The 23,889-nt window shown below is 70.4% G+C and carries 21 protein-coding genes; 13 read left to right on the top strand and 8 right to left on the bottom strand.

Features of this window, described 5'->3' with window-relative positions; translation table 11 throughout:
• Positions 1-2: 2 nt before the first annotated feature.
• A complete protein-coding gene (locus tag VKT83_09600) occupies positions 3-1,718 on the top strand; it encodes a thiamine pyrophosphate-binding protein (protein HLY22705.1) in 1,716 nt (571 codons plus the stop codon).
• Here VKT83_09600 and VKT83_09595 read toward each other — a convergent pair.
• Entirely contained in the window at positions 1,702-3,225 is a 1,524-nt protein-coding gene (locus VKT83_09595) for an aldehyde dehydrogenase family protein (protein ID HLY22704.1), read from the bottom strand. The genes VKT83_09600 and VKT83_09595 overlap by 17 nt on opposite strands.
• 122 nt (positions 3,226-3,347) lie before the next feature.
• Between VKT83_09595 and VKT83_09590 the strand changes: the two genes are divergently transcribed.
• Both VKT83_09590 and VKT83_09585 read left to right on the top strand, forming a co-directional pair.
• The gene (locus tag VKT83_09590; protein HLY22703.1) at positions 3,348-4,202 is read left to right on the top strand and encodes an amidohydrolase family protein; all 855 of its coding nucleotides are present in this window, start codon (positions 3,348-3,350) and stop codon (positions 4,200-4,202) included.
• A gap of 28 nt (positions 4,203-4,230) precedes the next feature.
• Entirely contained in the window at positions 4,231-4,935 is a 705-nt protein-coding gene (locus VKT83_09585) for an AroM family protein (GenBank protein ID HLY22702.1), read from the top strand.
• A 15-nt stretch (positions 4,936-4,950) separates the two neighbouring features.
• Here VKT83_09585 and VKT83_09580 read toward each other — a convergent pair whose 3' ends face one another.
• Positions 4,951-6,552: an ABC transporter substrate-binding protein gene (locus VKT83_09580; GenBank protein ID HLY22701.1), complete on the bottom strand. Its 1,602-nt coding sequence runs from the start codon at positions 6,550-6,552 to the stop codon at positions 4,951-4,953.
• Positions 6,553-6,736: 184 nt separating this feature from the next.
• Between VKT83_09580 and VKT83_09575 the strand changes: the two genes are divergently transcribed.
• The 4 genes from VKT83_09575 to VKT83_09560 are packed head-to-tail and all read left to right on the top strand — an operon-like array spanning position 6,737 to position 11,345.
• Positions 6,737-7,750 carry an LLM class flavin-dependent oxidoreductase gene (locus tag VKT83_09575; GenBank protein ID HLY22700.1) on the top strand — a complete coding sequence of 338 codons (1,014 nt, stop codon included), beginning with the start codon at positions 6,737-6,739 and terminating at the stop codon, positions 7,748-7,750.
• A gap of 11 nt (positions 7,751-7,761) precedes the next feature.
• Positions 7,762-8,682, top strand: a complete 921-nt coding sequence (locus tag VKT83_09570) for an ABC transporter permease (protein ID HLY22699.1) — start codon at positions 7,762-7,764, stop codon at positions 8,680-8,682.
• Positions 8,675-9,526 (top strand): ABC transporter permease, encoded by an 852-nt coding sequence (locus tag VKT83_09565; protein ID HLY22698.1) that lies wholly within the window; start codon positions 8,675-8,677, stop codon positions 9,524-9,526. The genes VKT83_09570 and VKT83_09565 overlap by 8 nt, the downstream gene beginning before the upstream one ends.
• A 34-nt stretch (positions 9,527-9,560) precedes the next feature.
• Entirely contained in the window at positions 9,561-11,345 is a 1,785-nt protein-coding gene (locus VKT83_09560; GenBank protein ID HLY22697.1) for a M28 family peptidase, read from the top strand.
• 1 nt (position 11,346) lies between these two features.
• Here the strand turns inward: VKT83_09560 and VKT83_09555 are convergent, their stop codons facing one another.
• From VKT83_09555 to VKT83_09540, 4 genes are read right to left on the bottom strand one after another with little or no spacing between them, the layout of a single operon-like run.
• Positions 11,347-12,762: an amidase gene (locus tag VKT83_09555; GenBank protein HLY22696.1), complete on the bottom strand. Its 1,416-nt coding sequence runs from the start codon at positions 12,760-12,762 to the stop codon at positions 11,347-11,349.
• A gap of 39 nt (positions 12,763-12,801) precedes the next feature.
• On the bottom strand, positions 12,802-13,659 hold the full coding sequence (locus VKT83_09550) for an ABC transporter permease (GenBank protein HLY22695.1): 858 nt from the start codon (positions 13,657-13,659) through the stop codon (positions 12,802-12,804).
• Positions 13,656-14,606 (bottom strand): ABC transporter permease, encoded by a 951-nt coding sequence (locus VKT83_09545; GenBank protein ID HLY22694.1) that lies wholly within the window; start codon positions 14,604-14,606, stop codon positions 13,656-13,658. Before VKT83_09545 ends, VKT83_09550 begins: the two co-directional genes overlap by 4 nt.
• A 21-nt stretch (positions 14,607-14,627) precedes the next feature.
• Positions 14,628-16,073 (bottom strand): ABC transporter substrate-binding protein, encoded by a 1,446-nt coding sequence (locus tag VKT83_09540; GenBank protein ID HLY22693.1) that lies wholly within the window; start codon positions 16,071-16,073, stop codon positions 14,628-14,630.
• A gap of 409 nt (positions 16,074-16,482) precedes the next feature.
• Between VKT83_09540 and VKT83_09535 the strand changes: the two genes are divergently transcribed.
• A complete protein-coding gene (locus tag VKT83_09535; protein HLY22692.1) occupies positions 16,483-18,066 on the top strand; it encodes an amidohydrolase in 1,584 nt (527 codons plus the stop codon).
• On the opposite strand, the gene VKT83_09530 is transcribed toward VKT83_09535, so the two are convergent.
• Together VKT83_09530 and VKT83_09525 are read right to left on the bottom strand one after the other, a co-directional pair.
• Positions 18,008-18,622 carry a methylated-DNA--[protein]-cysteine S-methyltransferase gene (locus VKT83_09530; GenBank protein HLY22691.1) on the bottom strand — a complete coding sequence of 205 codons (615 nt, stop codon included), beginning with the start codon at positions 18,620-18,622 and terminating at the stop codon, positions 18,008-18,010. The genes VKT83_09535 and VKT83_09530 overlap by 59 nt on opposite strands.
• Positions 18,622-19,464, bottom strand: coding sequence for an isocitrate lyase/phosphoenolpyruvate mutase family protein (locus VKT83_09525; GenBank protein ID HLY22690.1), 843 nt, complete (start codon positions 19,462-19,464; stop codon positions 18,622-18,624). Before VKT83_09525 ends, VKT83_09530 begins: the two co-directional genes overlap by 1 nt.
• Before the next feature lie 137 nt (positions 19,465-19,601).
• Here VKT83_09525 and VKT83_09520 point away from each other — a divergent pair, with 137 nt between their 5' ends.
• The 5 genes from VKT83_09520 to VKT83_09500 all read left to right on the top strand — a co-directional run.
• Entirely contained in the window at positions 19,602-20,384 is a 783-nt protein-coding gene (locus tag VKT83_09520) for a 3-oxoacyl-ACP reductase family protein (GenBank protein ID HLY22689.1), read from the top strand.
• Positions 20,381-21,271: a DMT family transporter gene (locus tag VKT83_09515; protein HLY22688.1), complete on the top strand. Its 891-nt coding sequence runs from the start codon at positions 20,381-20,383 to the stop codon at positions 21,269-21,271. Before VKT83_09520 ends, VKT83_09515 begins: the two co-directional genes overlap by 4 nt.
• Positions 21,271-22,188 carry an ATP-dependent sacrificial sulfur transferase LarE gene (larE, locus tag VKT83_09510; protein ID HLY22687.1) on the top strand — a complete coding sequence of 306 codons (918 nt, stop codon included), beginning with the start codon at positions 21,271-21,273 and terminating at the stop codon, positions 22,186-22,188. Before VKT83_09515 ends, larE begins: the two co-directional genes overlap by 1 nt.
• Positions 22,185-22,994: a nickel pincer cofactor biosynthesis protein LarB gene (larB, locus tag VKT83_09505; protein HLY22686.1), complete on the top strand. Its 810-nt coding sequence runs from the start codon at positions 22,185-22,187 to the stop codon at positions 22,992-22,994. The genes larE and larB overlap by 4 nt, the downstream gene beginning before the upstream one ends.
• The coding region (locus VKT83_09500; GenBank protein ID HLY22685.1) for a LarC family nickel insertion protein at positions 22,975-23,889 on the top strand (915 nt) is incomplete at its 3' end. The genes larB and VKT83_09500, both read left to right, overlap by 20 nt.

Genomic DNA, 23,889 nt, shown 5'->3' with positions numbered 1-23,889 from the left:
ACATGCCAAAGATGACCGGGTGGCAGGCCGTCGTGGAAGCGCTTCGGTCGGAGGGCGTCCGGCGCGTGTACGGACTGCCCGGCGATCCCACCCACCTGTACGACGCGCTCTACGACGCGCCTGAGATCGCGCCGATTCTGGTTCGGCACGAAGGCTCCGGCGCGTTCATGGCGATGGCCGAGGCACGCCTGACGAACCGCGTCACGGTCGCGCACGGCAGCCCCGGGCCCGGCATGACCAATCTCGTCTCCGGGATGCTCGAGGCCTACTCGGCGTGCGCCCCGGTCATCTTCATCGCGACCGGCGCCCCGAGCCGGTTGACCGGCATGGGGGCGTTTCAAGAGAACGACGCGGTCGGCATCGCCCGGCCGATCACCAAGTGGAACGTGCGGGTCGAGCGTGCGGACCGGATTCCGTGGACGATGCGGCGCGCGTTCTCGGTGGCGGGCACCGGCAAGCCCGGGCCGGTGTTCGTGGAGATCCCGTCCGACGTCGGCACCGCGTCGGTCGAGATGGAACCCTACCGGCCGTCGCCCAGGCCGCTTCGCTGCGCCGCGGACCCGGAGGCCTTGACGCGGGCGGCCGAGATGATCGCCGCCGCGGAGCGTCCGGTGCTCGTGGCGGGCGGCGGGGTCGTGCTCTCGGCCGCGGGCGCCGGCCTCCTGGCGCTGGCGGAGCAGGAGCATCTCCCGGTGATGACCACGTTCTCAGGCCGCGGCTCGATTTCCGAGGAACATCCGCTCGCGTTCGGCCTCGTCGGACTCTACCGGACCCGTCCCGGCAGGGACGTGTTCAACGGCGCGGATCTGTTGATCACCGTCGGGTCCCGCATGGAAGGCTTCCAGTCCGGCGATTGGAAGATCTTCCCCGACCGCGCCCGTTTTCTGCAGATCGACATCGACCCGTTCGAGATCGGCCGCAACTGGGTGCCCGACGCGGCGGTGATCGGCGACGCGTCGGTGGTCCTCCGGCAGCTGCGCGGGGCGCTGGCGGAGTCTCCCGGGGCGCGCCGGAGCCGTAAGGCGCACGCCGACGAGCGCGTGCGCGACAAAGACGCCTTCGCGCGCGAGGTCGACGCGGAGTGCGCGGCGGCGAGCTCGATCCCGCTCAAGTCGAAGCGCATCGTGCACGAGCTGAACGCGGTCTTCGGGCGCGATACGATCCTCATCAACGAGAACGGCGGCCAGGACTTGTGGAGCTACTTCCACCCCTACTACCGGGTGCTCGACGCCGGCGACCACGTGGCGATGGGCGAGCAGACGTGCATGGGCGCCGGCATCACCGGCGCGATCGGCGCCAAGCTGGCGCGGCCCGGGAAGAAGGTCGTCTGCGTCGCCGGCGACGGGGCGCTGTTCATGATGCCCCAAGAGCTCTCGACCGCGGTGCAGTACAAGGCGCCGGTGACGTGGATCGTGCTCAACACGCGCAGCCTCGGCTGGCCGAAGTGGCACCAGGAGCTGCACGGACGGCGCTACATCGCCACGGACTTCACCGCGGCGCCCGACATCCCGGCGCTCGCGCGGGCGCACGGCTGCGCCGCCGAGCACGTCGAGCGGCCCGAGGAGATCACGCCGGCGCTGCGGCGGGCGCTGGACGCCAATCGCGCCGGCACGCCGGCGGTGGTCGAGTTTGCCGTCGACACGTTCGACTACTACGTCGGGTTCAAGAACTTCCCGAACAAGGAATGGACGGAGGAGGGCCTTACTCCCCGAACTTGATGCCTTGCGCCAGCGGCAGCTCCCGCGACCAGTTGATCACGTTGGACTGCCGCCGCATGTAGCCTTTCCAGGCGTCCGACCCCGCCTCGCGGCCGCCGCCCGTCTCCTTCTCGCCGCCGAACCCGAGGCCGATCTCCGCCCCGCTGGTCCCCACGTTGACGTTGGCCATCCCGCAGTCCGAGCCCACGGTCGAGAGGAACCGCTCGACCGTCAGGAGGTTCGTGGAGAAGATCGCGCTCGACAGTCCCTGCGGCACCTCGTTGTGCAGGGCGATCGCCTCGTCGAGCGTCTCGTACTCGATGAGGTAGAGAATCGGCGCGAACGTCTCTTCGAGTACGATGGGCGTCTGCCGCGGCATCCGCACGAGCGTGGGGGCGGCGAAGCAGCGGCCCTTCTCCGGCAGGCGAGTGCCGCCGAACAGCACGTCCCCGCCCTGGGCCTTGACCGTGTCGAGGGCCGCCATCATGGCGTCGACGGCCGCTTCGTTCACCAGCGGCCCCATCAGGATCCCATCCTCGAGCGGATTGCCGATCGTCACCTGTTCGTACGCCTTGATCAGCCGGCGCGTGAGGGCGGGGGCGATGCCGCGCTGCATGATGATGCGGCGGGTGGACGTGCACCGCTGGCCCGCGGTGCCGACCGCGCCGAAGACGATGGCCCGCACCGCCAGGTCGAGATCGGCGTCCTCGGTCACAATGATGCCGTTGTTGCCGCCCAGTTCCAGGATCGTGCGTCCGAGGCGCCCGGCCACGGTCTCCGCGGCGTGCCGGCCCATCTTCACCGAGCCGGTAAACGAGATCAGGGGGAGGCGGGCGTCGTTGAGCATGCGCTCGCCGACGTCTTCGCCGCTGCCGACGACGACGTTGAACACCCCGCGCACGCCGTGGTCGGCGGAGACCCGGTTCGTGATCTGCTGGACCGCGAGGGCGGTCAGGGGAACGGCTGAGGCGGGCTTCCAGACCATGGTGTCGCCGCACGCCGCGGCGATCGCCGAGTTCCACGACCACACCGCGCACGGGAAGTTGAAGGCGGTGATGATGCCGACGACGCCGAGCGGGTGCCACTGCTCGTACATCCGGTGCCCGGCGCGTTCCGACTGGGTGGTCACCCCGTAGAGCTGTCGCGACAGCCCGGCGGCGAAGTCGCAGATATCGATCATCTCCTGGACCTCGCCCATGCCTTCGACCTTGATCTTGCCCGTCTCGAGCGACACCAATTCGCCGAGCGGTTCCTTGGCCTCGCGCAGCGCGTTGCCGAGGTCGCGGACGATCTGTCCCCGCACCGGGGCGGGCGTCGCGCGCCAGGTGCGGAAGGTTTCGCCCGCGGACTGCACGACCGCGTCGTAGGTTGCCGCGGTGGCCTGGATCACCTGGGCGATCGGTTCGCCGGTGGCCGGGTTGTACGAGACGAGCGCCTTGCCGCGGGGGTCGTTGAGCCAGCCGTCCGGGCCGGTGCACGCACCGGGGTTCACGTCGCTGAGGTGGAGCTTGTCCAGCAAGGCCCTCATGGTTTGCCTCCTCGGAGACGCCGCCGATATCAGTCTAATCCTAATCTTCACCAAGGAAAGGCTCCGGCCGCGGCGCCCCGAACCATTTGTCACCATTCCTCACCACGGCCGCGAGGACGCCCATGATCCCAACCGACCTGCTGGCGATCGACGTCCACGTCCATCCGATGAGCGCGGAGGCGCGCGGCGTCTTCGGCGACGAACTCGCGTCGATGGCCAAGTATTTCAGCCGCGAGATCCCGACGGTCTCGATGGACGAACTCGCGGATCAGTACCGGTCGCGCAAGATGATGGCCGTGCTGCTCGGGATGGACACGTCGACCGCGTCGGGGAAGCCGCCCGTCCCGAACGACCACATCGCCGCCGCGGTGCGCGCCCACCCCGACGTCTTTGTCGGCTTTGCCGGCGTCGATCCGTGGAAGGGGGCGTCCGCCGTCGACGAAGCGCGGCGGGCCCGCGAAACGCTGGGCCTGCGTGGGCTGAAACTGCATCCCGGTCTGCAGAAATTCGCACCGAACGACGAGCGGTTCTCTCCGCTGTGGGCGGCCGCCGCGGAGATGGGCCTCGTCTGTCTCTTTCACTCCGGGACGATGGGCAGCGGCGCGGGCGAGCCGGGCGGCGGGGGCTACAAGCTCAAGTACGTGAACCCGATGCTGGTGGACGACGTGGCCGCGGATTTTCCGTCTCTCCAGATCATCCTCGCGCACCCCGGCTGGCCGTGGCAGGCGGAGCAGCTGGCGATGGCGCGCCACAAAGCCAATGTCTTCATCGATCTGTCCGGCTGGTCGCCCAAGTATTTCCCCGCGGAGCTCGTCGAGCAGATGAACGGCCCGCTCCAGAACAAGTGCCTCTTCGGCTCGGACTGGCCGTTTCTCACGCCGGAGCGCTGGATGTCCGACTTTGCGACGCTCGCGGTGAAAGACGCGGTGCGGCCGAAAGTGCTGCGCGACAACGCGCAGCGCCTGCTGCTACAGTGATAGCGGACGCCCCACCTAGGAGGATCCCATGGCACGGATCGGCATGGTGACGGTCGGCCAGGCGCCTCGCGACGACCTGGTGCCGGCGATGTCGGAACTCTTCTCGCATCCGGCGGAGATTCTGCAGGCCGGTGTGCTCGACGGCCTGGCCGAGGCGGAGATTCGTGCGTTCGGGCCGGAACCGGGCGAGCCCGGGATCGCCGCGCGGCTCCTGGATGGCACGGAGCGGCTGCTGTCCCACGCCAAGATCTTCCCGAGCGTGCAGCGGTGCGTAGACGGGGTCCGGGCCGGCGGCGCCGAGTTCGTGGTCATCCTGTGCGGGGCAGACTGGAGTGGCATTCGCTCCGACGTGCTGGTCGTCAATCCCGGGCGCGTGTTTCCCGCTCTGATCACGGCGCTCGGTTCCGGACGGCGCCTCGGTGTGATCAAGCCATCGTCCGGACAGATTGACGGCGCCCGCCGCCAGTTCGCCGAGTGCGGTATCGACGCGGTCGTCACGGCGGCATCGCCCTACACCGGCACGCGCCGTCTCGAGGACGTCCGGAGGGCCGCGGAAGAGCTGAAGGCGGCGAAGGTCTCGATGGTGTGGATGACGTGCGTCGGGATGGACGAGCCGATGCGGCGGGTAGTCGGCGAGGTAACGGGGGTGCCGGTCGTGCTCGCACGGTCGCTGCTGGCGCGCCTCGTCGACGAGCTGCTGGCCGCGGGGCGCATCCCGGCCGCGGCGCGTTAGCGTCGGCGTCGCGGCTCAGCAGACCTTGGCGTTCTTGATCAAATTGGCGTCGTCTCCTCGGACCTCTACGCCGCAGATGTCCGCCCGCGTGCCGCTGAACGAGACCGCGGTCTGCAGCAGCAGGTACGGCACGTCCTTCGCGAGCAACGCCTGCAGCCCGTCGTACGTCTTCGCCCGGACCTTGGGGTCGATGCTGGAGCGGCCCTGGACGATCAGCGCGTCGGCCGCGGAGCTCGAGTAGCGGCCCGCGTTGTTGAAGCCCTTGCTCCACGTAATCGCGGTGAAGGTCCCGTCGGCATCGAGGTTGCCGGGCGCCCACGCGGTCAGGTAGAGGTCCCAGTCCGTGCTGTGGGCGACGACGGTGTTGTACTTGGCCCAGTCACCGGAGAGGTGGATCTGGGGGGCGAGGCCCACCGCCTGCAGGTAACCGGCGACCGCCTGCACCATCTCGGCGTCTCCGGGCCAGCGTCCCTGTGGGCCCTCGATCACGATGGGCGTCCCCGGCTTCACCCCGGCCTCGGTCAGCAGCTGTTTGGCCTTGGCGGCGTTGTAGTCGAACCGGTACATCGGCTGGTAGAACTCCATGTTCGCGCCGAGGATGGAGCGCTCGCGCCGGCCGTACCCGTTCAGCACCGACGTGATGATGGCGTTCACGTCAACCGCGTAGTTGAGCGCCTGGCGCACCCGCACGTCGGTCATCGCGGGGCGGCCCATCTGGATGCAAAAGAACGTGGAGCGGATCGAGTTGCTCTCGATGACGCGCACGGCGGAGTTTTTCTTCAACCGCGGGACGTCGGCGAGGGGGAGCACGGTGGCCACGTCGGCCTGTCCCTTCTCCAGCATGATGGAGCGGGTGGACGCGTCGGGCACCGGCTTGTAGACGATCCGCCGGAAGTACGGCTTGGGCCCCCACCACGCCTCGTTGCGCTCGAGGACGAGCTCCTCGCCGGGCTTCCAGTCCGCCAGCCGGTACATGCCGCCGCCGGCGTCCACCGGCTTGGAAAGGTCGTTGCCGTGCGCCTGCACGACCTTGGGGTTGAGGATCGCGAGCGCGATCTGGTGCCCGACGTTGCGCATCATCGGCCCGAGCGGTTCTTTGGTGGTCAGCCGCACCGTGCGCGCGTCCGGGGTCTGCACGTCCGAAATCGCGGCGAGGTAGGTCTTGCTCAGTGAGGCGCCGGTCCCCGGACCGATCGCGCGCTCGATTGTGAATTTGACGGCCTCGGATGTGACCGGCGTGCCGTCGTGGAACTTCGCATCGCCCCGCATGTGGAACGTCCACGTGCGGCCGTCGGGTGACGCCTCCCAGGACGTCGCGAGCCACGGCTTGATCTTGTTGTCGTAGTCGAGGTAGACGAGGCGGTCGTACATGTCGGCGACGGCGACGATCGCGTCGATGCCGAGTGTGCGCTGCGGGTCGAACGTGGGAACGTCGACCGTCTGCGCGACCGTGAGGGTGTCCCGCGCCGCCGCCACCGCGAGGCCGGCGGGATCGAGGCGGCTGAGGAGGCCGCCGAGCGCGGTCGCTCCCGCCCCATATCCGAGCAGCTGGGCGAGCTCTCTCCGCGTCAAGGTGCCGTGCCGCTTCATCGTGGGGTCGTCTCCTTTTCCCGCCACGGTTCGCCGCCGCGAGGTCGCGGCGACGATCGCTGGTTCGGGGCACCGCCGTGCCGGCCCTTCCCAGGGCAGGAACCGCGCGCGCTCGGACGAGAACGGAGCCGTGCCCGGGCCGCGCAGAACGCCCGGGCGCGTTTTGCGGGCGCGCTCTCGAGCGCGGCATGCCGGCTGGTCCGATGAGGGTATGATGGCGGCTCCGGTGGGCTTCGCAACCGGGTACGAGGCAGCGGTGGGCGTCCGCGGCATGGCCGAGGACGTCCGGCGGGCCGAGGACCGCGGCTACGACGTAGGCTTCTTCTCGGAAACCAACAACCTGATGCGCGACGGCGTCAGCGCGATGGCGGCGATGGCGCTCGCCACGCGGCGCATGACCCTCGGCTTCACCCAGATCGTCCGGCTGCGCAGTCCTGTCGTGATGGCGCAGTCCGCGGCGACGCTCGACGAGCTGACCGGCGGACGGATCGTGCTTTGCGCGGGCGCGTGCACGCGCGGCCAGGCCGTCCACCACGGGCTTCCCGAACTCGATCCGCCGCGCGCGCTCGCGGAGTGGGTCGAAGCGATCCGTTTGCTGTTGACGGGCGACGCGGTGACCTATGCGGGTGAGGTGGTGCGCCTCAATGGCGTCCGCCTCGGATGGACGCCGGTGCGCCGGCGCGTGCCGATCTGGATCGCCGCGATGAGCCCGACCGGTCTCCGGCTGGCCGGCCGGATCGGGGACGGCGTGCTGCTCAACGCCGTATCGTCGCCCGAGTACACCGCGAACGCGGTCGCGATCCTTCGCGAGGCGGTGCGGGCCGCCGGACGGTCGTGGGACGATTTCGAGGTTGCGCAGATCGTCAACTGCTCGGTCGAGGACGGCCACGAGGCCGCGATCGACGCGATCCGGTGGGAGGTCGCGAGCAAGTTCCATCCCGGGAAGCCGTCGTCGCAGATCGGGCCGCGCACGCGGGTTGGCGAGCCGCACATCCACGAGGAAGACCTGCCGCTGCTGCGTGAGGCGTACGAACGGGGCGGCCTCGAGGGCGTGACGCGGGCGTTTCCCGCGTCGTGGATCGAGGGGCTGACCGCGAGCGGGACCCCGGATGAGGTCGTCCGGCGGGTCGCGCGCTACCGCGAGGCAGGGGTTACACTGCCGATCCTCCGGCCCGCCGCCCGGCGTCAGGCGGCCAGGCTGATCGAGTTGTTCGCGCCGCAGTAGGGACGGCCGCATTGGGAGCCTACGTCGTCCGCCGTCTCCTGCACATGGCCCCCGTGGTGCTGGTCGTGGTGACGCTGGTGTTTCTCATGCTGCACCTGATCCCCGGCGATCCCGCACAGTTGATGCTCGACCCGTCGGCCACGCAGCAGGAGGTCGCGGCGCTCCGCCATCAGCTCGGCCTCGACCAGCCGCTCGGCCGGCAGTACGCGGCGTTTCTCGGCCGTCTCCTGCGCGGCAGCATGGGGACGTCGTTCAAGACGGGCCGCTCCGCGCTGGCCGATGCGTGGCCGTCGTTTCAGCACACCGTCGAGCTCGCGGCGGCGAGCGTGGTGTTCGCCGGGCTGGCCGGCATCGGGCTCGGGGTGCTCGCGGGGGCGCGGTCCCGGTCGCCCGTGAGCGCGCTCGTGATGGTGCTGGCGCTGCTCGGCGTGTCCGTGCCCACCTTCTGGCTCGGCCTCCTGCTCATCATCGTGTTCGCGCTCAAGCTCGACCTGCTGCCCGCCGGCGGCGCCGGTTCCTGGCAGGCGCTCGTGCTGCCGACGATCACGCTCGGATCGTTCTCGCTCGGCGTCATCGCGCGCATCACGCGGGCCGGCGTCGCGGAAGTGATGCACGCGGACTACGTGCGGACGGCCCGCGCGAAGGGCGCCTCCGAGCGCGCCGTGGTGCTGCGGCACGCGCTGCGCAACGCGCTCATCCCGGTCATCACGATCACAAGCCTGAGCTTCGGCTACGCGCTCGGCGGCGCCGTGGCGACGGAAACCGTGTTCGCGTGGCCGGGCCTCGGCCGGCACATCGTCGACGCGATCCTGGCGCGGGACTATCCCGCCGTCCAGGCGAGTCTGCTGCTGTTCGCGATTTCCTTTCTGATCGTAAATTTGTTGATGGACCTCGCCTACGCGCTCGCCAACCCGAGAATTACGTATGGCTGAGCCGGCCCGCGTGGGCCTGCTTCGGCGGCTGCTTCGGAACCGCGCCGCGCTGGCAGGTCTTGCTGTGATTGCCGCGTACGTTGCGCTGGCGGTCGGGGCGCCCTGGCTGGCCGCGTACGATCCGAGCCAGAACAACCTGGCGCTGCGGCTGCATCCGCCGTCGCTCCGCCACCTCCTCGGCAACGACGAGTTGGGGCGCGACATCCTCAGCCGTTTGGTGTGGGGCGCCCGCACCTCGCTGGCGATCTCGTTGGGGGCGGTCGCCTTTGCGGCGGCGGTGGGGGTGCCGCTGGGACTGGCCGCCGGCTACTACGGCGGCCGGCTCGATGGCTTGATCAGCGGCGCGGTCGAGGTATTGATGGCGTTTCCCGGCATCCTGCTCGCCCTCGCCGTCGTCGCGATCTTTGGCTTCGGGGTCTTCCGGCTGATCCTCGCGATCGGCGTGTACTCGGTGCCGACGATGGCGTGGCTGGCCCGCGGGAGCACGCTCGACGTCGCGCACATGGAGTACGTGGAGGCAAGCCGCGCGATGGGCGGCCGGAACCGCCGGATCATGCTCCGGCACGTCCTCCCGAACATCCTGACCCCGATCATCGTGCAGGGGACGCTGCGCCTCGCCACCGCCGTGCTGACCGCGGCCACGCTGAGCTTCCTCGGCCTGGGGGTGCAGCCGCCCGAGCCAGAGTGGGGCGCGATGATCGCGTCCTCGGTCGCCTACATCCGCGTGGCGCCGCACGCAACGGTCATCCCGGGGATCGCGCTGATGCTGGTCGTGCTCGGGTTCAACGTGGCCGGCGACGGCCTGTCCGAAAGCCTGGATCCCGCGACGTCACGGCTCGGTTGAAGGAGGCTGGAAACATGATGGGGAGGCTACGGACGTGACAGGGACGCGGAAGAATGGGGTCTCGCTCGACGACGTGCTGCGCGAGTTGTCGGTCGACAACGCGTACGCGCACATCGTGCACATCACGAGCCAAATTCCCGCGCGGCTGGCCGGATCGCCCAACTCGCGGCGGATGGCGGAGTACGCGCATGAGGCCTTCACCCGCGCGGGACTTGAAGCCCGGATGCACGAGTTTCCCGGGCTCGTCTCGTTTCCGGAACCGGGTGAAGTGCGCGTGCTGGCGCCCGAGGCGCGGACGATCGCCGCCAACACCCTTGGCCATTCGGCCTCCACGGACGGCCTCGAGGGGGACCTGGTCTACGTTGCCTCCGGCGCCGACTCGGAGTACGAGGGCAGGGACGTGCGCGGGAAGATCACGCTGTCCGAATTGTCGTACTCGCCCGCCCGGCACGAAAAGGCGTACATCGCCTGGAAGCGCGGATCCACCGCGCAGATCATGATGAACTGGGGCGACGAGACGAACTCGGTGCTGCCGTTCGGCTCGATGAAGTCCGCGTGGGGCAACCCCACTCCGCAGACGCTGGCTTCCGAGATGCCGGATCTGCCGTGCGTCGGGATCGCCCGCACGGAGGGCCTGCGCCTCAAGCGGCTGTGCGGGGCGGGACCGGTACGCGTCCGGGTGCGCGCCCGCGCTGAGAACGGGTGGAAACGCCTGACGATGACCACCGCGGAATCCGGAGTCTCCGCGGACCGGCAGTTCCTGCTGCTCGGCGGCCACATGGACTCGTGGCCGGGTCCGCAGGCGACCGACAACGCGGCGGGCGACGCCTGCATGCTGGAACTGTCGCGGGCGTTCCACCGCGTCCGCGACGGGCTGCGCCGCGGCCTGGTCACGGGCTTCTGGATGGGCCATGAGACGGGTACGATGATCTCGTCGTCCCGTTTCGCCGACGTCGGGTGGGACCGGCTGCGCCGCGCGTGCGTCGCGTACCTCCAGATCGACCAGCCCGCGATGGCCGGCTCGTCGACGTGGCACCTCCACTCGACCGACGACATCCAGAACTACGTCGTGGGCGCCACCCGCGAGATCGCCGGCGAGATGCCGATCCACTGGCGGCGTCAGCAGAAGAACGGCGATTCCTCGTTCTTCGGCGTGGGCCTGCCTTCGCTCGCGGGAGAGATGTCCTTTACGGACGACGAGATCAAGCGGACCGCGCTCGCCAACCTCGGGTGGTGGCATCACTCGATCGAGAACACCCTCGACAAGGTGGACAAGGACCGCCTGGCGCTGCACCTCCGGGTGTACGCACGCTGGATGTGGGGCCTGCTGACCGAGCCGGTGCTCCCGTACGAGTTCCGGCCGATCGCGGCGCGCTTCGTCGAGCGGCTGGAGCAGCTCGCCTCTCTCGACGTGCCCGACATCGACATGCGGGGCGCCGCGGAGCGCGCCCGCGAGTTCGCGCATCTCGCGGAGCGGCTCGACGAGGCCCGCGGCCGGGTGCGCGAGCAGGCCGCTTCCGGCGGCGACGGCGCGGCCGACCTCCTCAACCGGACGATGCTGCGACTCTCGCGCCTGCTCGTTCCCGTCGCGTCCACCGCCGTCGGCGCCTATGGACAGGACCGGTACGGCCACGCGTGGCAGACGCAGATGATCCCGTCGCTCGCGCCGTACCCGGCGCTCGCGGCCTACCCGAGGGATTCCGAAGCGTTCCAGGTGTGGTGGGTCGCGATGATCCGCGCGCGCAATCGCGTCGCGGACGCGCTGCAAGAGGCGAGCGACCTCGTGAGGGAGATGTTCGCGGCGCTGCCCGTGCGCTGATTCAAGCTCCAGCCGACGCCGGGGGACGCCGGAGGTGCCAGTCCGTCCGCGTCTGGAACGCGTGTCCGGCCCGAAGCACGAGGCCGTCTTCGAAGTCTCGTCCCACGATTTGGAGGGCGATCGGCAGCCCTTCGGATGAGAAGCCGCAGGGCACCGACAGCGCCGGTGTGCCGAGCAGGTTGAACGGCGCCGTGCGGCGCATGCGGGCCTTCAATTCCTCGACGTCGGGCGGCGCGGACGCGGATCCGCCGAGCGGCGGAGCCGGCATCGGCGTGGTGGGCAGCACGAAGAGGTCGATCTCCTGTTGGAGCGCCCGGATCCGCGCGCGCAGACGTTCCCTCATCCGCAGCGCGGCGACATAGGCGACGGCCGTCGTTCGCGTTCCGGCCTCTAACCGCGTGCGGACCGCATCGGTGTAGTCGGCGGCGCGCGTCGCCAGCCAGTCCCGATGGCAATAACTCGCTTCAGGCAGCAGGATCCTCATGTGCGCCTCGAGCGCCTCCCCTGCGAGCTCCGGCACGGCGATCTCGCGAATGCGCGCGCCGGCGCCGGCCAGCACGTCCACGCTCTGCCGGACGGCCGTCCGGATCTCCGGGGCCGCATCCGCGTCCATCAAGTTTGTCAGGACGGCGACGGTGACGCCGTCGAGGCGCTCGCCGAGGGGAGCCGGAGCATCGACGGGCGGCGCGGCCGACGTGCTCTCATCGCGCGGGTCCCGGCCGGCCACCCCCTGCAGCAGCAGGGCGACGTCCGCCGCGGAGCGGCCGAGGACTCCGGGATGGTCCAGCGTCCACGACAGGGGGACGAGACCAAAGCGTGAGACGAGCCCGTACGTCGGCTTGAGTCCGGTGAGGCCGCAGAACGCCGCCGGGATTCGGGTCGATCCGCCGGTATCGCTGCCGAAGGAGCCGAAGTCGAGCCCCGCGGCGACGGCGGCCGCGGACCCGCTGCTCGAGCCGCCGGTCGCGCGGGTGGTGTCCCACGGGTTTTTCGGCGGACCGAAGTCGGGATGCACGGAGGCGTACGCGAACTCCATCGTGTTCGCCTTCGCGACCAGGATCGCTCCCGCGGCGGCCAGCCGGTCCACCACGGCCGAGTTCTCCGCCGGGACGAAGTCGGTCAGGATCCGCGACCCCGCGGTGGTGCGAACGCCGCGCGTCCAGTAGATGTCCTTGACCGACACCGGAATGCCGTGCAGGGGTCCCCGGTAGCGGCCGGCTTCGATGTCGCGCTCCGCGGCGCGCGCCGCGTCCAGCGCGGCCTCCCGTACGACCGTAATGTAGGCGTTGAGCACCGGGTTGAGCCGGTCCGCGGCCCGCAGCGCGGTGTGGACCAGCTCGACCGGAGAAATTTCGCGGCGGGCGAGGCCGCGGGCGGTGTCCGCCAGACTCGGTAGCGCCGTGTGCCGCACCGACATCGTGTCACGTCCCTCCTTGTCGCGATACCTGTCTTGACGTCAGCGCAACCGCGGGTCGAGCGCGTCGCGCAGTCCGTCCCCCAGCAGGTTGAATCCGATCACGGTCAGGAACATCGCGAGCCCCGGGAACGTCGCCAGGTGCGGCGCGACCGCGATGTAGCTTCGCCCGCTGGCCAGCATGTTGCCCCAATCGGCGACCGGCGGCTGAGTACCCAACCCCAGGAAGCTGAGTCCCGAGGTGGCGATCATCTTCGCGCCGATGTCGAGGCTGAACATGACGATGGTGGGCGCGAGGACGTTCGGCAGCACGTGCCGGCGGAGCACGCGGCCGTCGGTGGCGCCCGCCACGCGCGCCGCATCGACGAACTCCTGCTCCCGCAACCCCAGCACGGTCGCCCGGGACAGCCGCGCGTACGGCGGGATGCCCACCAGCGCGATGGCAAGCATGGCGTTCACGAGTCCTGGGCCCAGCGCGGAGACGATCGCCAGCGCCAGCAGAATGTACGGGAACGCCATCACGACGTCGATCGTCCGCATGATCAGTGTGTCCGCGCGTGCCGCGAGGTAGCCAGCCAGCAGTCCCAGCACGACGCCGGCGGCGAGCGCGAGCACCGCCGCGCTGGCGCTGACGATCAGGGAGATCCGGGCGCCCCAGATCACACGGCTCAACAGGTCGCGGCCGACCTCGTCGGTGCCGAGCACGTGTCGCGGAGAGAACGGCGGCTGGAGCGTGTTCAGGGCGTCCACGCTGTACGGATCGGCGATCGGAAGGAGCGGGGCGCAGGCGCCCAGCCCGATGAACCCGGCGATCATCGCGGCGCCGATCAGCGCAAGGCGGTGACGCTGGAAGCGGCGCCAGACCCGAGTCCGCTCCGAGACGGGGGCCGCCGCGCTCATTGGTAGTGGATCCGGGGGTCGAGGTACGCGTACAGCACGTCGACGACCAGATTCACGAGCACGAATGTGCACGCGACAAACAAGACGGCGCCCTGCACCAGGGGATAGTCTCTGGCCAGGATGCCTTTCAAGATGAGCGAGCCGAGGCCCGGCCAGGCGAATACCGTCTCCGTCAGGACCGCGCCCCCCAGCAGGTATCCGGCCTGCACGCCGATGACCGTCAGGACGGGGATCAACGCGTTCTTGAGCGCGTGGCGAAAATTGATCGTGCCGGTCGAGAGCCCTTTCGCCTGCGCCGTTCGCACATAATCCTGCCGCAGCACCTCCAGCATGCTCGAGCGCGTGAATCTGGCGACGACGCCGATCGACGCAGCTCCCAGGGTCACGGCCGGCAGCGCGAGATGCTTGAGCAGGTCGCCGGTCCCGCCGCCGGCCGGAGCATGCATGCCGGACGCCGGCAGCCAGCCCAGCGTGACGGAAAACACCATCACGAGCATCAGCCCCAGCCAAAAGACGGGCAGGCTGACTCCGGCGAGCGACAGCAGCATGACGAGGTAGTCGAGCAGGGAGTACTGCTTCGTCGAAGAGACGACGCCGGCGAGAATGCCGAGGAACACCGACAAGAGGAGGGCGCCGAGCGCCAGAACCGCGGTGGCTTTGATCTTGAGGATGACCTCGGGCAGCACGGGCGACCGCAGCGCAAGCGAGCGGCCGAGGTCGCCGTGCAGCGCGCGCCACACCCAGGTCGCGAACTGGACGTGCAGCGGCTGGTCGAGTCCCAGTTGATGGCGGAGTTGCGCCACATCCGCATCGGTGGCCGGGGATCCGGCGAGCATGATGGCCGCCGGATCCCCCGGCGTGATATGGATGATCAGGAAGACGACCACGGTGATCCCGAAGAGTACCGGGACCAGCATCCACAGCCGCTGAGCGATGTAAGTCTGCAACCGCCCGCCGGTCGAACGCCGCTATCCGGGGTAGGCTGTCTCCGTCCTCAGGTCGTAGTTGGCGATGAGCTTCAGCCCCTGGACGTTCTTCTTGGTCGCGACGATCTGAATGTCGTGGTCGACCGGGATCCACGGCGCGTCCTGCGCCAGAATCTCCTGGACCCGCCGGTAGATCGCCACGCGCTTTGCCTGGTCGAGCTCCGCGCGCCCCTCGTCCAGCAGCCGGTCGACCTCGGCGTTGCTGTAGCGGTTGAAGTTGGGCGCCGGCGCGGACTTGGAGTGCAGGTTCGGGTACAGGGTCAGGTCGGGATCGTCCGTGCGCGGGAACCATGAATCCTCGTACATGTCGGCCTCGCCGGATCGGAGCTTCACGAGGTACGCGCCCCATTCAAAAGTCTGGATCTTCGCCCGGACGCCCACGGCCGCGAGGTTGGCCTGGATGAGCGTGGCCATCTCCTGGGGCCGCTGCATACCGGACCCCGATTCCGGCACCCAGAAGTCCATCTCGAAGCCGTTCGGATACCCGGCGTCGCGGAGCAGCTGCTTTGCCGTGGTCGGGTTGTACGTGTAGCGGTCGACGCCCGTGTGGTAGAACGCTCCGGGGAAGCCGTATCCCTGCTCCACGGTTGCGGTGCCCTTCAAGATGCCTTGGACCAGGGCGGGGCGGTTGACCGCGTAATTGAGCGCGCGCCGCACGCGGGCATCGTTCAACGGTTTCTTGTTGACGTTCAGGCCGGCCCACCAGAAGTGGAGGCTCTGCTTCTTCAACAGGGCAAACCTGGAATCTCGCGCCAGTTTCGGCAGCGCGTCCGGCAGCACGTTGACGATCACGTCGACGTTGCCGGTGAGCAGTTCGTTGACCCGCGCCTGATCGTCGGTGACGAACCGGAAAATAAGCGCTTCGGCGCAGCCCTTGCCGCCCCAGTAGTCGGCGTTCCGCTCGATCACGATGCGGTTCCCGGATTCCCACTTGGAGAAACGGAACGGCCCCGTGCCCACCGGGTTCCGGACGAAGTCCTTGCCGTACTTCTGCTGCGCCGCCGGACTCACGATCGCGGTCGTCAGCGTGCCGAGATACGCCAGGAACGGCGCGACGCGCGCCTTCAGCGTGAGCCGGACGGTGTAGGTGTCGACGACGTCGATGGACTTGATCGGGGCCACGTAGTTCGTAAACGACCAGGCGCCCAGTTGATGGAACGGGTTGTCAGGGTCGATGGCGCGGCCGAGACTCATCTTGACGGCCTGCGCGTCGAAGGCCGTGCCGTCGTGGAACTTGACGCCGCGCCGCAGCTTGAACGTGTAGACGAGGCCGTCGCCCGAGATGGTCCACGATTCCGCGAGCCGCGGCGTAATCTTGAGGGTGTCCGTGTCGAACCAGGTCAGGCCCTCGTAGATGCGGAACATCGGCCGGTAGCTGTGAAGGCCGAGGTATTGACCCGGATCCAGGTTCGGCGGCTCCGCCTCCATGCCCACGACAAGCGTCCCGGTTCCGGGACACGCCGGTGCCGCGGCGTACGCAACCGACCGGACCGTGTCCCACGCCGCCGATGCGCCGATGCCGGCGGCAGCGGCCAGTCGAAGCGATTGGTCGAGGAACGTTCTGCGCGTTGTCCGTGTAACATCCGCACCGCCGTGGGCCCGTGGCACGCTTTTCCGACGCACGCTCCTCATTGAAGTCCCCCCCGTTGTGCCGGTGTGTGTGCGGTTCGCGACGCGCGGGCCGTGTCCCCCTCACCGCCCGCGCGTCGCATTCGCCGGACCGTAGGACATCCTTTTCGAACGCTGGAACCACGAATCACAGATGGCGCCGGCGCGCGGCCACGATCGGCGGACGGGGCCGCCCGACGGGCTCAGTCACCGATTGAGGAGGGACGCGATGGCGCAGGTATCGGTGGAAAGGCAGACCGCACTCGCGTGGGTGGAGGCGAACCGGCCGCGGCTCTCGCGCTTCTGCGAGGAGATCTGGCGCTACGCCGAGCCGGCGTGGCGAGAGTACAAGTCCGCGCGCGCCTACCGCGACCTGCTGCGGGCCGAAGGCTTCCACGTCGAGGAGGGCAGCGGCGGGATGCCGACGGCGTTTCTCGCCACATTCGGCGAGGGCCGGCCCGTGCTCGGCTCGTACGCCGAGTACGACGCGGTGCCGGAGAACTCGCAGCAGCCGGCGCCCCGCCGGGCGCCGCGCGAAGGCCTGCATCCGTACGCGGCGGGGCACACCGATCCGCACTCCGCGCTCGGCGTCGCTGGACTGACCGGCGTGCTCGCGGCCAAGGCCGCGATGCAGACGCACCGCCTGCGGGGCACGCTCCGCTTCTTCGGGGAGCCGGCGGAGAAGGTCTGCGGCTCCAAGCCGGTCCACGCGGCCAAGGGCTACTACGACGGCGCGGACGCCTACATCGCGTTCCACCCGAATCCGAACAACACGGTCGCCTGGGACACGCAGTGCGGCGCCTACTGGAGCGCGCAGTACACGTTCGAGTGCGACGAGCCGGAGACGTGGATCGACCAGTCGCTGATGCCGGTTCGCCACTCGCACGCGACGGCGCGGTGCCCGGGGGCGCTGGACGCGGTGTGCCTGATGTACACGAGCAGCAAGTACTTAAAGGAAGCGATGTTTCCGCACACCGGCACGTGGACGCTCAACGAGTTCATGATGGTGGGCGGGCAGTGCACGTCCGACAACCTGCCGCCGCGCTACGCCGCGATCCAGTACGCGTGGCGCTCGCCGAGCCTCGGCATCCAGGAGCAGATCGCCCGAGTGCTCGAGCGGAACGCGGCCCACGCGGCGGCGATCGCGCACTGCCGGCACGGCGTTCGGTGGATCACCAAGACCCGCGTGGGGCTGCCGAACCGCGCCCTCGCCGATCTCATGTACCGCAACCTGGAACTGGCCGGGCCCCCGGTGTTCGGCGAGGAGGCCCGCCGCTTCGGGCGGGAGATCCAGCAAAACCTCGGGATCGCGCCGATGGAGGATCCATTCATCGAGTCGTGCGGCCGGCTCGTGCCGCCGGCCGAGAACGAAGCGCGACTCCGGGAGGCGCTTCCCGCCTGGCAGGAGAGCTTCACGTCCGACGACTACGTCGACTACACGTGGCACGCGCCGACGGCGCGGCTGTTCGTCGGGCGGCCGCGCCTGCGGCCGGCGCAGCCGGGCTACGAGTATCCGGCGTGGACGTCAAACGCGATCGGCGGTGTGCCGGCGTGCATCGATCCGATGACGTTCACCGCCGGCAAGACGATCGCGGCGAGCCTCGTAGATCTGCTGACGTGCCCGGACGAACTCGCGAACGCGCGGGCGGAATTCGAAGAGCGAACCGGCGGCGGCGTGGGTGGAACGCGCTGGGTCGCGCCGCTCCTGCCGCGGGACTTCGCTCCGCCGGTCGACCTGCGCTGGCCGGAATACGTTACGACACCGCGCGGCGAGGAGTGGTGGATCCCGACGCCCGCGCATCCCGCGGGCTAGTCACCCAGCGTCCTCCGTCGTCAAAGAGCCGGCCGGCGCCGCGCTCGAAGTCGAGCAGCGCGCGTTTGATCGGGAGCCCGCCGCCGTACCCCGTGAGCGACCCGTCGCTCCCGATCACGCGGTGGCAGGGCACGACGATCGGCCACGGGTTCCGGCCGTTCGCGGCGCCGACGGCGCGCACGGCGCTGGGCGCGCCGATCTCGGCCGCGATCGCTCCATAGGAGCGAGTCTTGCCGTACGGGATCGCGGCCACCGCCTCCCAGACGCGCCGCTGAAACGGCGTGCCCTGCGGCGCCAGGCGGACCTCGAACGTCCGGCGGGTGCCGGCGAAGTACTCCGCAAGCTGGGCGGCGAGGCGGATCTCGCGCTCATCGACGAGGCGCCACGCCGGGTCGAACCGGCGACGCCGTCGCATACCGACGGCTAGTCCCGCGTCAGCGGGGCGGCGCCTGCGTCCCTCTTCGAAGTGGATGGCCACCACGCCGTCGTCCGTCTCCGCGACGAGGATGGGGCCGACTGGTGTCGCAAGACGCGCGTATCGCACGTCCGCCGGCATCACCGCCTCCTCCGCTTGGCGTCCTCGGCGAACAACGCGTTCAGCTCACTGCCGGGCGCCGCATCCGCGAAGGCGTCGAAGGTCCCCGCCACAAGGCCCTTCGCGGCGCGGATGAATCCGCCCCAGGCGGCTCGCGCGAGCGCGCCGCCGACGCTGATCCGGCGCACACCGAGCGCGGCCGCGTCCGCGAGCGTGAGCCCGATCGGCGCCCCGATCAGGAGGTTGACCGGCTTCGGCGCCGCGGCGTCGACGACCGCGCGGATCTGCTCGCGGGTGCGGATGCCCGGCGCGTAGAGGCAGTCGGCGCCGGCCGACGCGTAGGCCCGTAGGCGCCGGATCGTCTCGTCGAGGTCGGGTCGTCCCACGATGAAGCCCTCCGAGCGGCCGACCAACAGCACGTCGCCGCCGGCGCGATCGATCGCGGCCCGGGCCGCGCGGATGCGGGCGACGGCCAGGTCGAAGTCGTAGAGCGGCCGGGACGCGTCACCGGTCGAGTCCTCGATCGACAGGCCGGCCACGCCGGTCTCGACGCACAACCGCACGTTATCGCCGACGCCCGCGGGATCGTCCGCGTAGCCCGATTCGTAATCCGCGTTCACGGGCAGGTCCGACGCCTCGACGATCGCGCGGATGTGCGCCAGCATCGGATCGCGGGTGAGCGCCCAGTCCTCATCGGGCAGCGCCATTGACCACGCCGCGCCGGAGCTCGTCGTCGCGATCGCCTTGAAGCCGAGATGCTGCAGGTAGCGCGCGGTGCCCGCGTCCCACGGATTCGGAATGATGAAGCAGCCGGATTCGTGGAGTTGCCGGAACGCGCGGCGCTTCTCGGCGATTGTCGGCATGGCAGGCCGGACCTCCCCGCGGGGGTGGTGCTGGGTTGAGACGCTCTGCCGTTGGCCGTGGTACCTGGCGTCTCCTCCCGTAGGTCGCGCCGTCCGGCTCGCCGAACCTCCCGGCAACACGCGCGATCCACGCGATCGTGGCCGAATCCGGCGCGGTGGAGGGGTTCATGGGCAGGCTTGCCGATCGAGTTGCGCTGATTACCGGCGGCAGCCGCGGCTTCGGCCGCGCGACCGCGCTATGCTTCGCGGCGGAGGGTGCCGACGTCGTGCTCGCCTACCGGGCCGCGGAGTCCGAGGCGGCATCCGTCGTCGCGCAAATCGAACGGACCGGACGCCAGGCGCTGGCGGTGCGGGCCGACGTGGCACATGCCGGCGACACGGCCGCGCTCGCGGAACAGGCGCTCGGCGCGTTTGGGCGCGTCGACATCCTCGTGAACAACGCGGGAATCATGGACGTGGCGCCGTTTGCGACACAGGACCCCGCGACATGGACGGCGATGATCGACGTGAACGTCTACGGCATGCTCACGCTGACGCGGGCGCTGCTGCCCTCGATGACCGGCCGGCGCGCGGGACGCATCATCAACCTGTCGTCCCAGCTCGGCCACGTGGGATCCGAGAACTTCGCCGTTTACTCCGGGACCAAAGGGTTCGTGCTGGCATTCACGCGTTCGCTGGCGCGAGAGGTTGGGCCGCACGGCATTACCGTGAACGCGATCTGTCCCGGCGCGATCGTGACCGACATGAACCGGTCGATCTATCCGCCGGAGCGCCAGCGGACGCGGGCTGCGGAGCTTCCGGTGCGCCGGATGGGCGATCCGGACGACATCGCCAAGGCCGCGCTGTACCTTGCCTCGGAGGACGGCCGGTTCATGACCGGCCAGTGCCTCGACGTGAACGGCGGCTCCGTGATGGTATGAGCCGCCGCTCCGGCGGCCGGTTTCACGTCGAGCCGTTGCTGGCCGTCGTGCTTTGGGGCGGCATCTATCCCGGCGCCCGCTTGGCCCTGCGCGAGATCTCCGTCGTCGACTTCACGTTTCTTCGCCTCGTGCTGGCCACCGCGGTGCTGGCCGCGATATGTCTGCCGCGGCGGCGCTCGGTGCCGCCCGGACTCCGGCAGCCCATCTTGCTCGCCGGGATCGCCCAGGCGGCGTTTCAGATCCTGCTCGTGGGCGGCCTCCGCTGGACGACGGCCGGACAGAGCGCGATCCTCCTCGCGGCGTCCCCGCTCCTGACCGCGGCATGGCTGGCCCTGCGCGGCGGCGAGGCGCTCGACGGCCGCCGGTGGACGGGGCTCGCGGCCGGCATCGCGGGCGTGGCATTCTTGGTCAAGGGAGCGGCGGGCGCGCTCGACGCGCCGCGGATGCTCGGCGACCTGCTCGCGCTCGGCGCGGCCGCCGCGTGGAGCTGGTACAGCTTCGCGGTGAGCCCCGTCGTCGCGGCGGCCGGGACGTGGCAGGCGACCGGGTGGGCGATGGGGATCGCGATGTTGCTCTTTGCGCCGCTCGCGCTGTCCGACGTCGCGCGGCACCCCTGGGGCGCGGTCTCGTGGCCGGCGTGGGCCGGGCTCGTGTACGGCGGCACCGCGGGGATGGTGGTGGCGATGGCGCTGTGGGGCCGGTCGCTGCACCGGTTCGGACAGCGGCAGACGATGGTGTACGTCTACCTGGAGCCGGTCTCGGCGGTGGTCATCGCGGCCATCGTACTCGGCGAGTCGCTGAGTCCTCTGCAGGCGGCGGGCGCGCTGCTCACGCTTGCGGGCGTGTGGCTGGCGTCCGATCCCGCCGGCGCGGTCACGGAGGCGTAGTGCGGACGCCGGTCGAAGGACGTCGAGGGGACGCGGAGGGGATGCGCGGCGTGAACACGCTCGACGATAAGCAGGCGCGGCTCGAGGCCGGTCTGCGGGAGCTCGGCGGCGCCGTGGTCGCGTTTTCCGGCGGCGTCGACAGCGCGTATCTTCTCGCGGCCGCCTTCGACGTGCTGGGCGAGCGGTGCGTGGCCGCGACCGCGGTTTCCCCGTCGCTCGCGCGGGACGAGCTGGCCGTCGCGGAGCGGATTGCCGTATCCCTCGGCGTGCGGCATCTCCGCGTGGAGACCCGTGAGTTCGAGGACGCCCGCTACCTCCGCAACGACGCGAACCGCTGCTATTTTTGCAAGCACGCTCTGTTCACTGAGCTCACGCCGCTCGCCGCGGAGCTCGGTCTGCCGGCGCTCGTCTACGGGGCCAACGCCGACGACGTCGGCGACTACCGGCCCGGGATGCGCGCGGCCGGAGAGTTCGGCGTGCGCGCCCCGCTGCTCGACGCGGGTCTCGGCAAAGCGGAGATCCGCGCGCTGGCGCGCCGGCGGGGGCTCGAAGTGTGGGACAAGCCCGCCGCGCCGTGCCTCGCGTCGCGCCTGCCGTTCGGATCGCCGGTGACCGTCGCCGCGCTCGGCCGGATCGAGGCGGCGGAGCGGATCGTCCGGGGCCTCGGTTTTCGCGACGTGCGCGTCCGCCACCACGGCGCCGCGGCGAGCGTCGAGGTGCCGTCGCCGGAGGTCGAGCGCCTGACCGCGTTGTCGGACCGGCTGACCGATGCGCTGCGCGCGATCGGCTTTGCGACCGTGCGGATCGCGCCGGACGGTCTGCGATCGGGGCGATTTTCCGCGGGACTGGCCGCGGCGGGCGGCGTCCGCCGGGAGGCGGCGGGCGCGGCCGCACCCGCGGACGGACGGGGCGCGTGAACGAAGAGGCGCTTATCCGCCTGCTGGACGACGTCCGCTCCGGGCGGGTCTCCATCACGGACGCGCTCTCGGCACTGCGCTGGCTGCCTTTTGCGGATCTCGGCTTCGCCAAAGCGGACACTCACCGGCCGCTTCGGCGCGGCGCGCCGGAGGCGGTGTACTGTCCGGGCAAGTCCGTCGCGCAGATCATAGAGATCGCGACCGTGCTCCGCCGTGGCGGCGGCCCTGTGCTCCTGACCCGCGCGCCGGCCGACGTCGCGGCCGCGGTCGCCGAGGCGCTGCCGGGCGCCACGTACGTCGCGGACGCGCGCCTCATCGTGCTCGGTGAAGCGCCGCGCTCCCGCACCGGCTGCGTCGGGGTGCTGACGGGCGGCACGGGTGACCTGTCCGTCGCCGAGGAGGCGGCGTGGACGGCGGAGGTGATGGGCGCCGAGGTCGTACGCGCGTACGACCTCGGCGTGAGCGGGCTGCACCGACTGGGCGCGCACCGCGACCTGCTCGAGCGGGCGCGGGTGCTGGTCGTGGCCGCCGGCATGGATGGGGCGCTGCCCGCGGTCGTGGCCGGCCTCACGCGGGTGCCGGTCATCGGCGTGCCGACGAGCGTCGGCTACGGCGCGCATCTCGGCGGCCTCGCGCCGCTGCTCACGATGCTCAACGCGTGCGCCCCGGGGGTCGCCGTCGTGAACATCGACAACGGCTTCGGCGCGGGCTACCTCGCCGCGTGCATCAACGGGAATGCGGCCGGCGCGAATGCGGGCGGTGTGACGGAGGTCTCCGGGGAGGCGCATGCGTCTCGGGTACCTTGACTGCGGGAGCGGCGCGAGCGGGGACATGCTGCTCGGCGCCCTCGTCGGCGCGGGATGGCCGGAAGCGGCGCTGCGGCAGGTCGTTGCCGACCTCGGCGTGCCGGTGCGCCTCTCGGTCGCGCCCGGCGCCCGTCGCGGAGTGCCCGCGTTGCGCGTCGAGGTCATCGAGGAGAATCCGGCCGACGAGCGTCTCTATCCGCAGCTCGCCGCGATCCTCGACGGCTGCCGCGTAGCGGCGCCGGTCCGCGCGCGCGCCGCGGGGGTGCTGCGCCGTCTGGCCGAGGTCGAATCCCAGGTGCACGGCGTGCCGGTCGAGCGGGTGCATCTGCACGAACTGGGCGGCCTCGATACCCTCGTCGACGTGGTGGGAGTGCTTGCCGGGGTGGAGGCGCTCGGCCTCGACCGCATTGTCGCGTCTCCTGTGACGATCGGGCGCGGCTGGGTGCGCATCCGGCACGGCGTCGTGCCGGTGCCCGCCCCCGCGACGCAGGCGCTGCTCGAAGGTATGCCGGTGTCCGCGGGTGAGATCGAGGGCGAGTGGCTGACGCCGACCGGCGCCGCGCTGCTGCGAGAGATCGTGTCCGCGTGGGGGCCGCTGCCGTTGATGCGCGTCGAGCGAATCGGCGCCGGCGCCGGCCGCGACGATCCGGAGCGGGCGAACGTGCTGCGTCTGTTCGTCGGCGAAGCGCAGGAGATCCGGGACGTCCCCGGCGCGGGTGGCCGTGCGGGCGTGATCGGCGACGGCGCGGGGGTGTTCGGGGACGCGGCGCGGACCGAGCGGCTCGTGATGCTGGAGACGTCGATCGATGACATGAATCCGCAGTTGTACCCGCACGTCACGGCGCGTTTAATGGAGGCGGGCGCGCTCGACGTCGCCGCGGTGCCGGCGGTGATG

Source organism: bacterium (assembly GCA_035308905.1).
In the GTDB taxonomy this organism is placed as follows: Bacteria; Sysuimicrobiota; Sysuimicrobiia; order Sysuimicrobiales; family Segetimicrobiaceae; genus DASSJF01.
The sequence above is the reverse complement of the archived record's forward strand: the minus strand, read 5'-3'. Positions and strand labels throughout refer to the sequence as shown.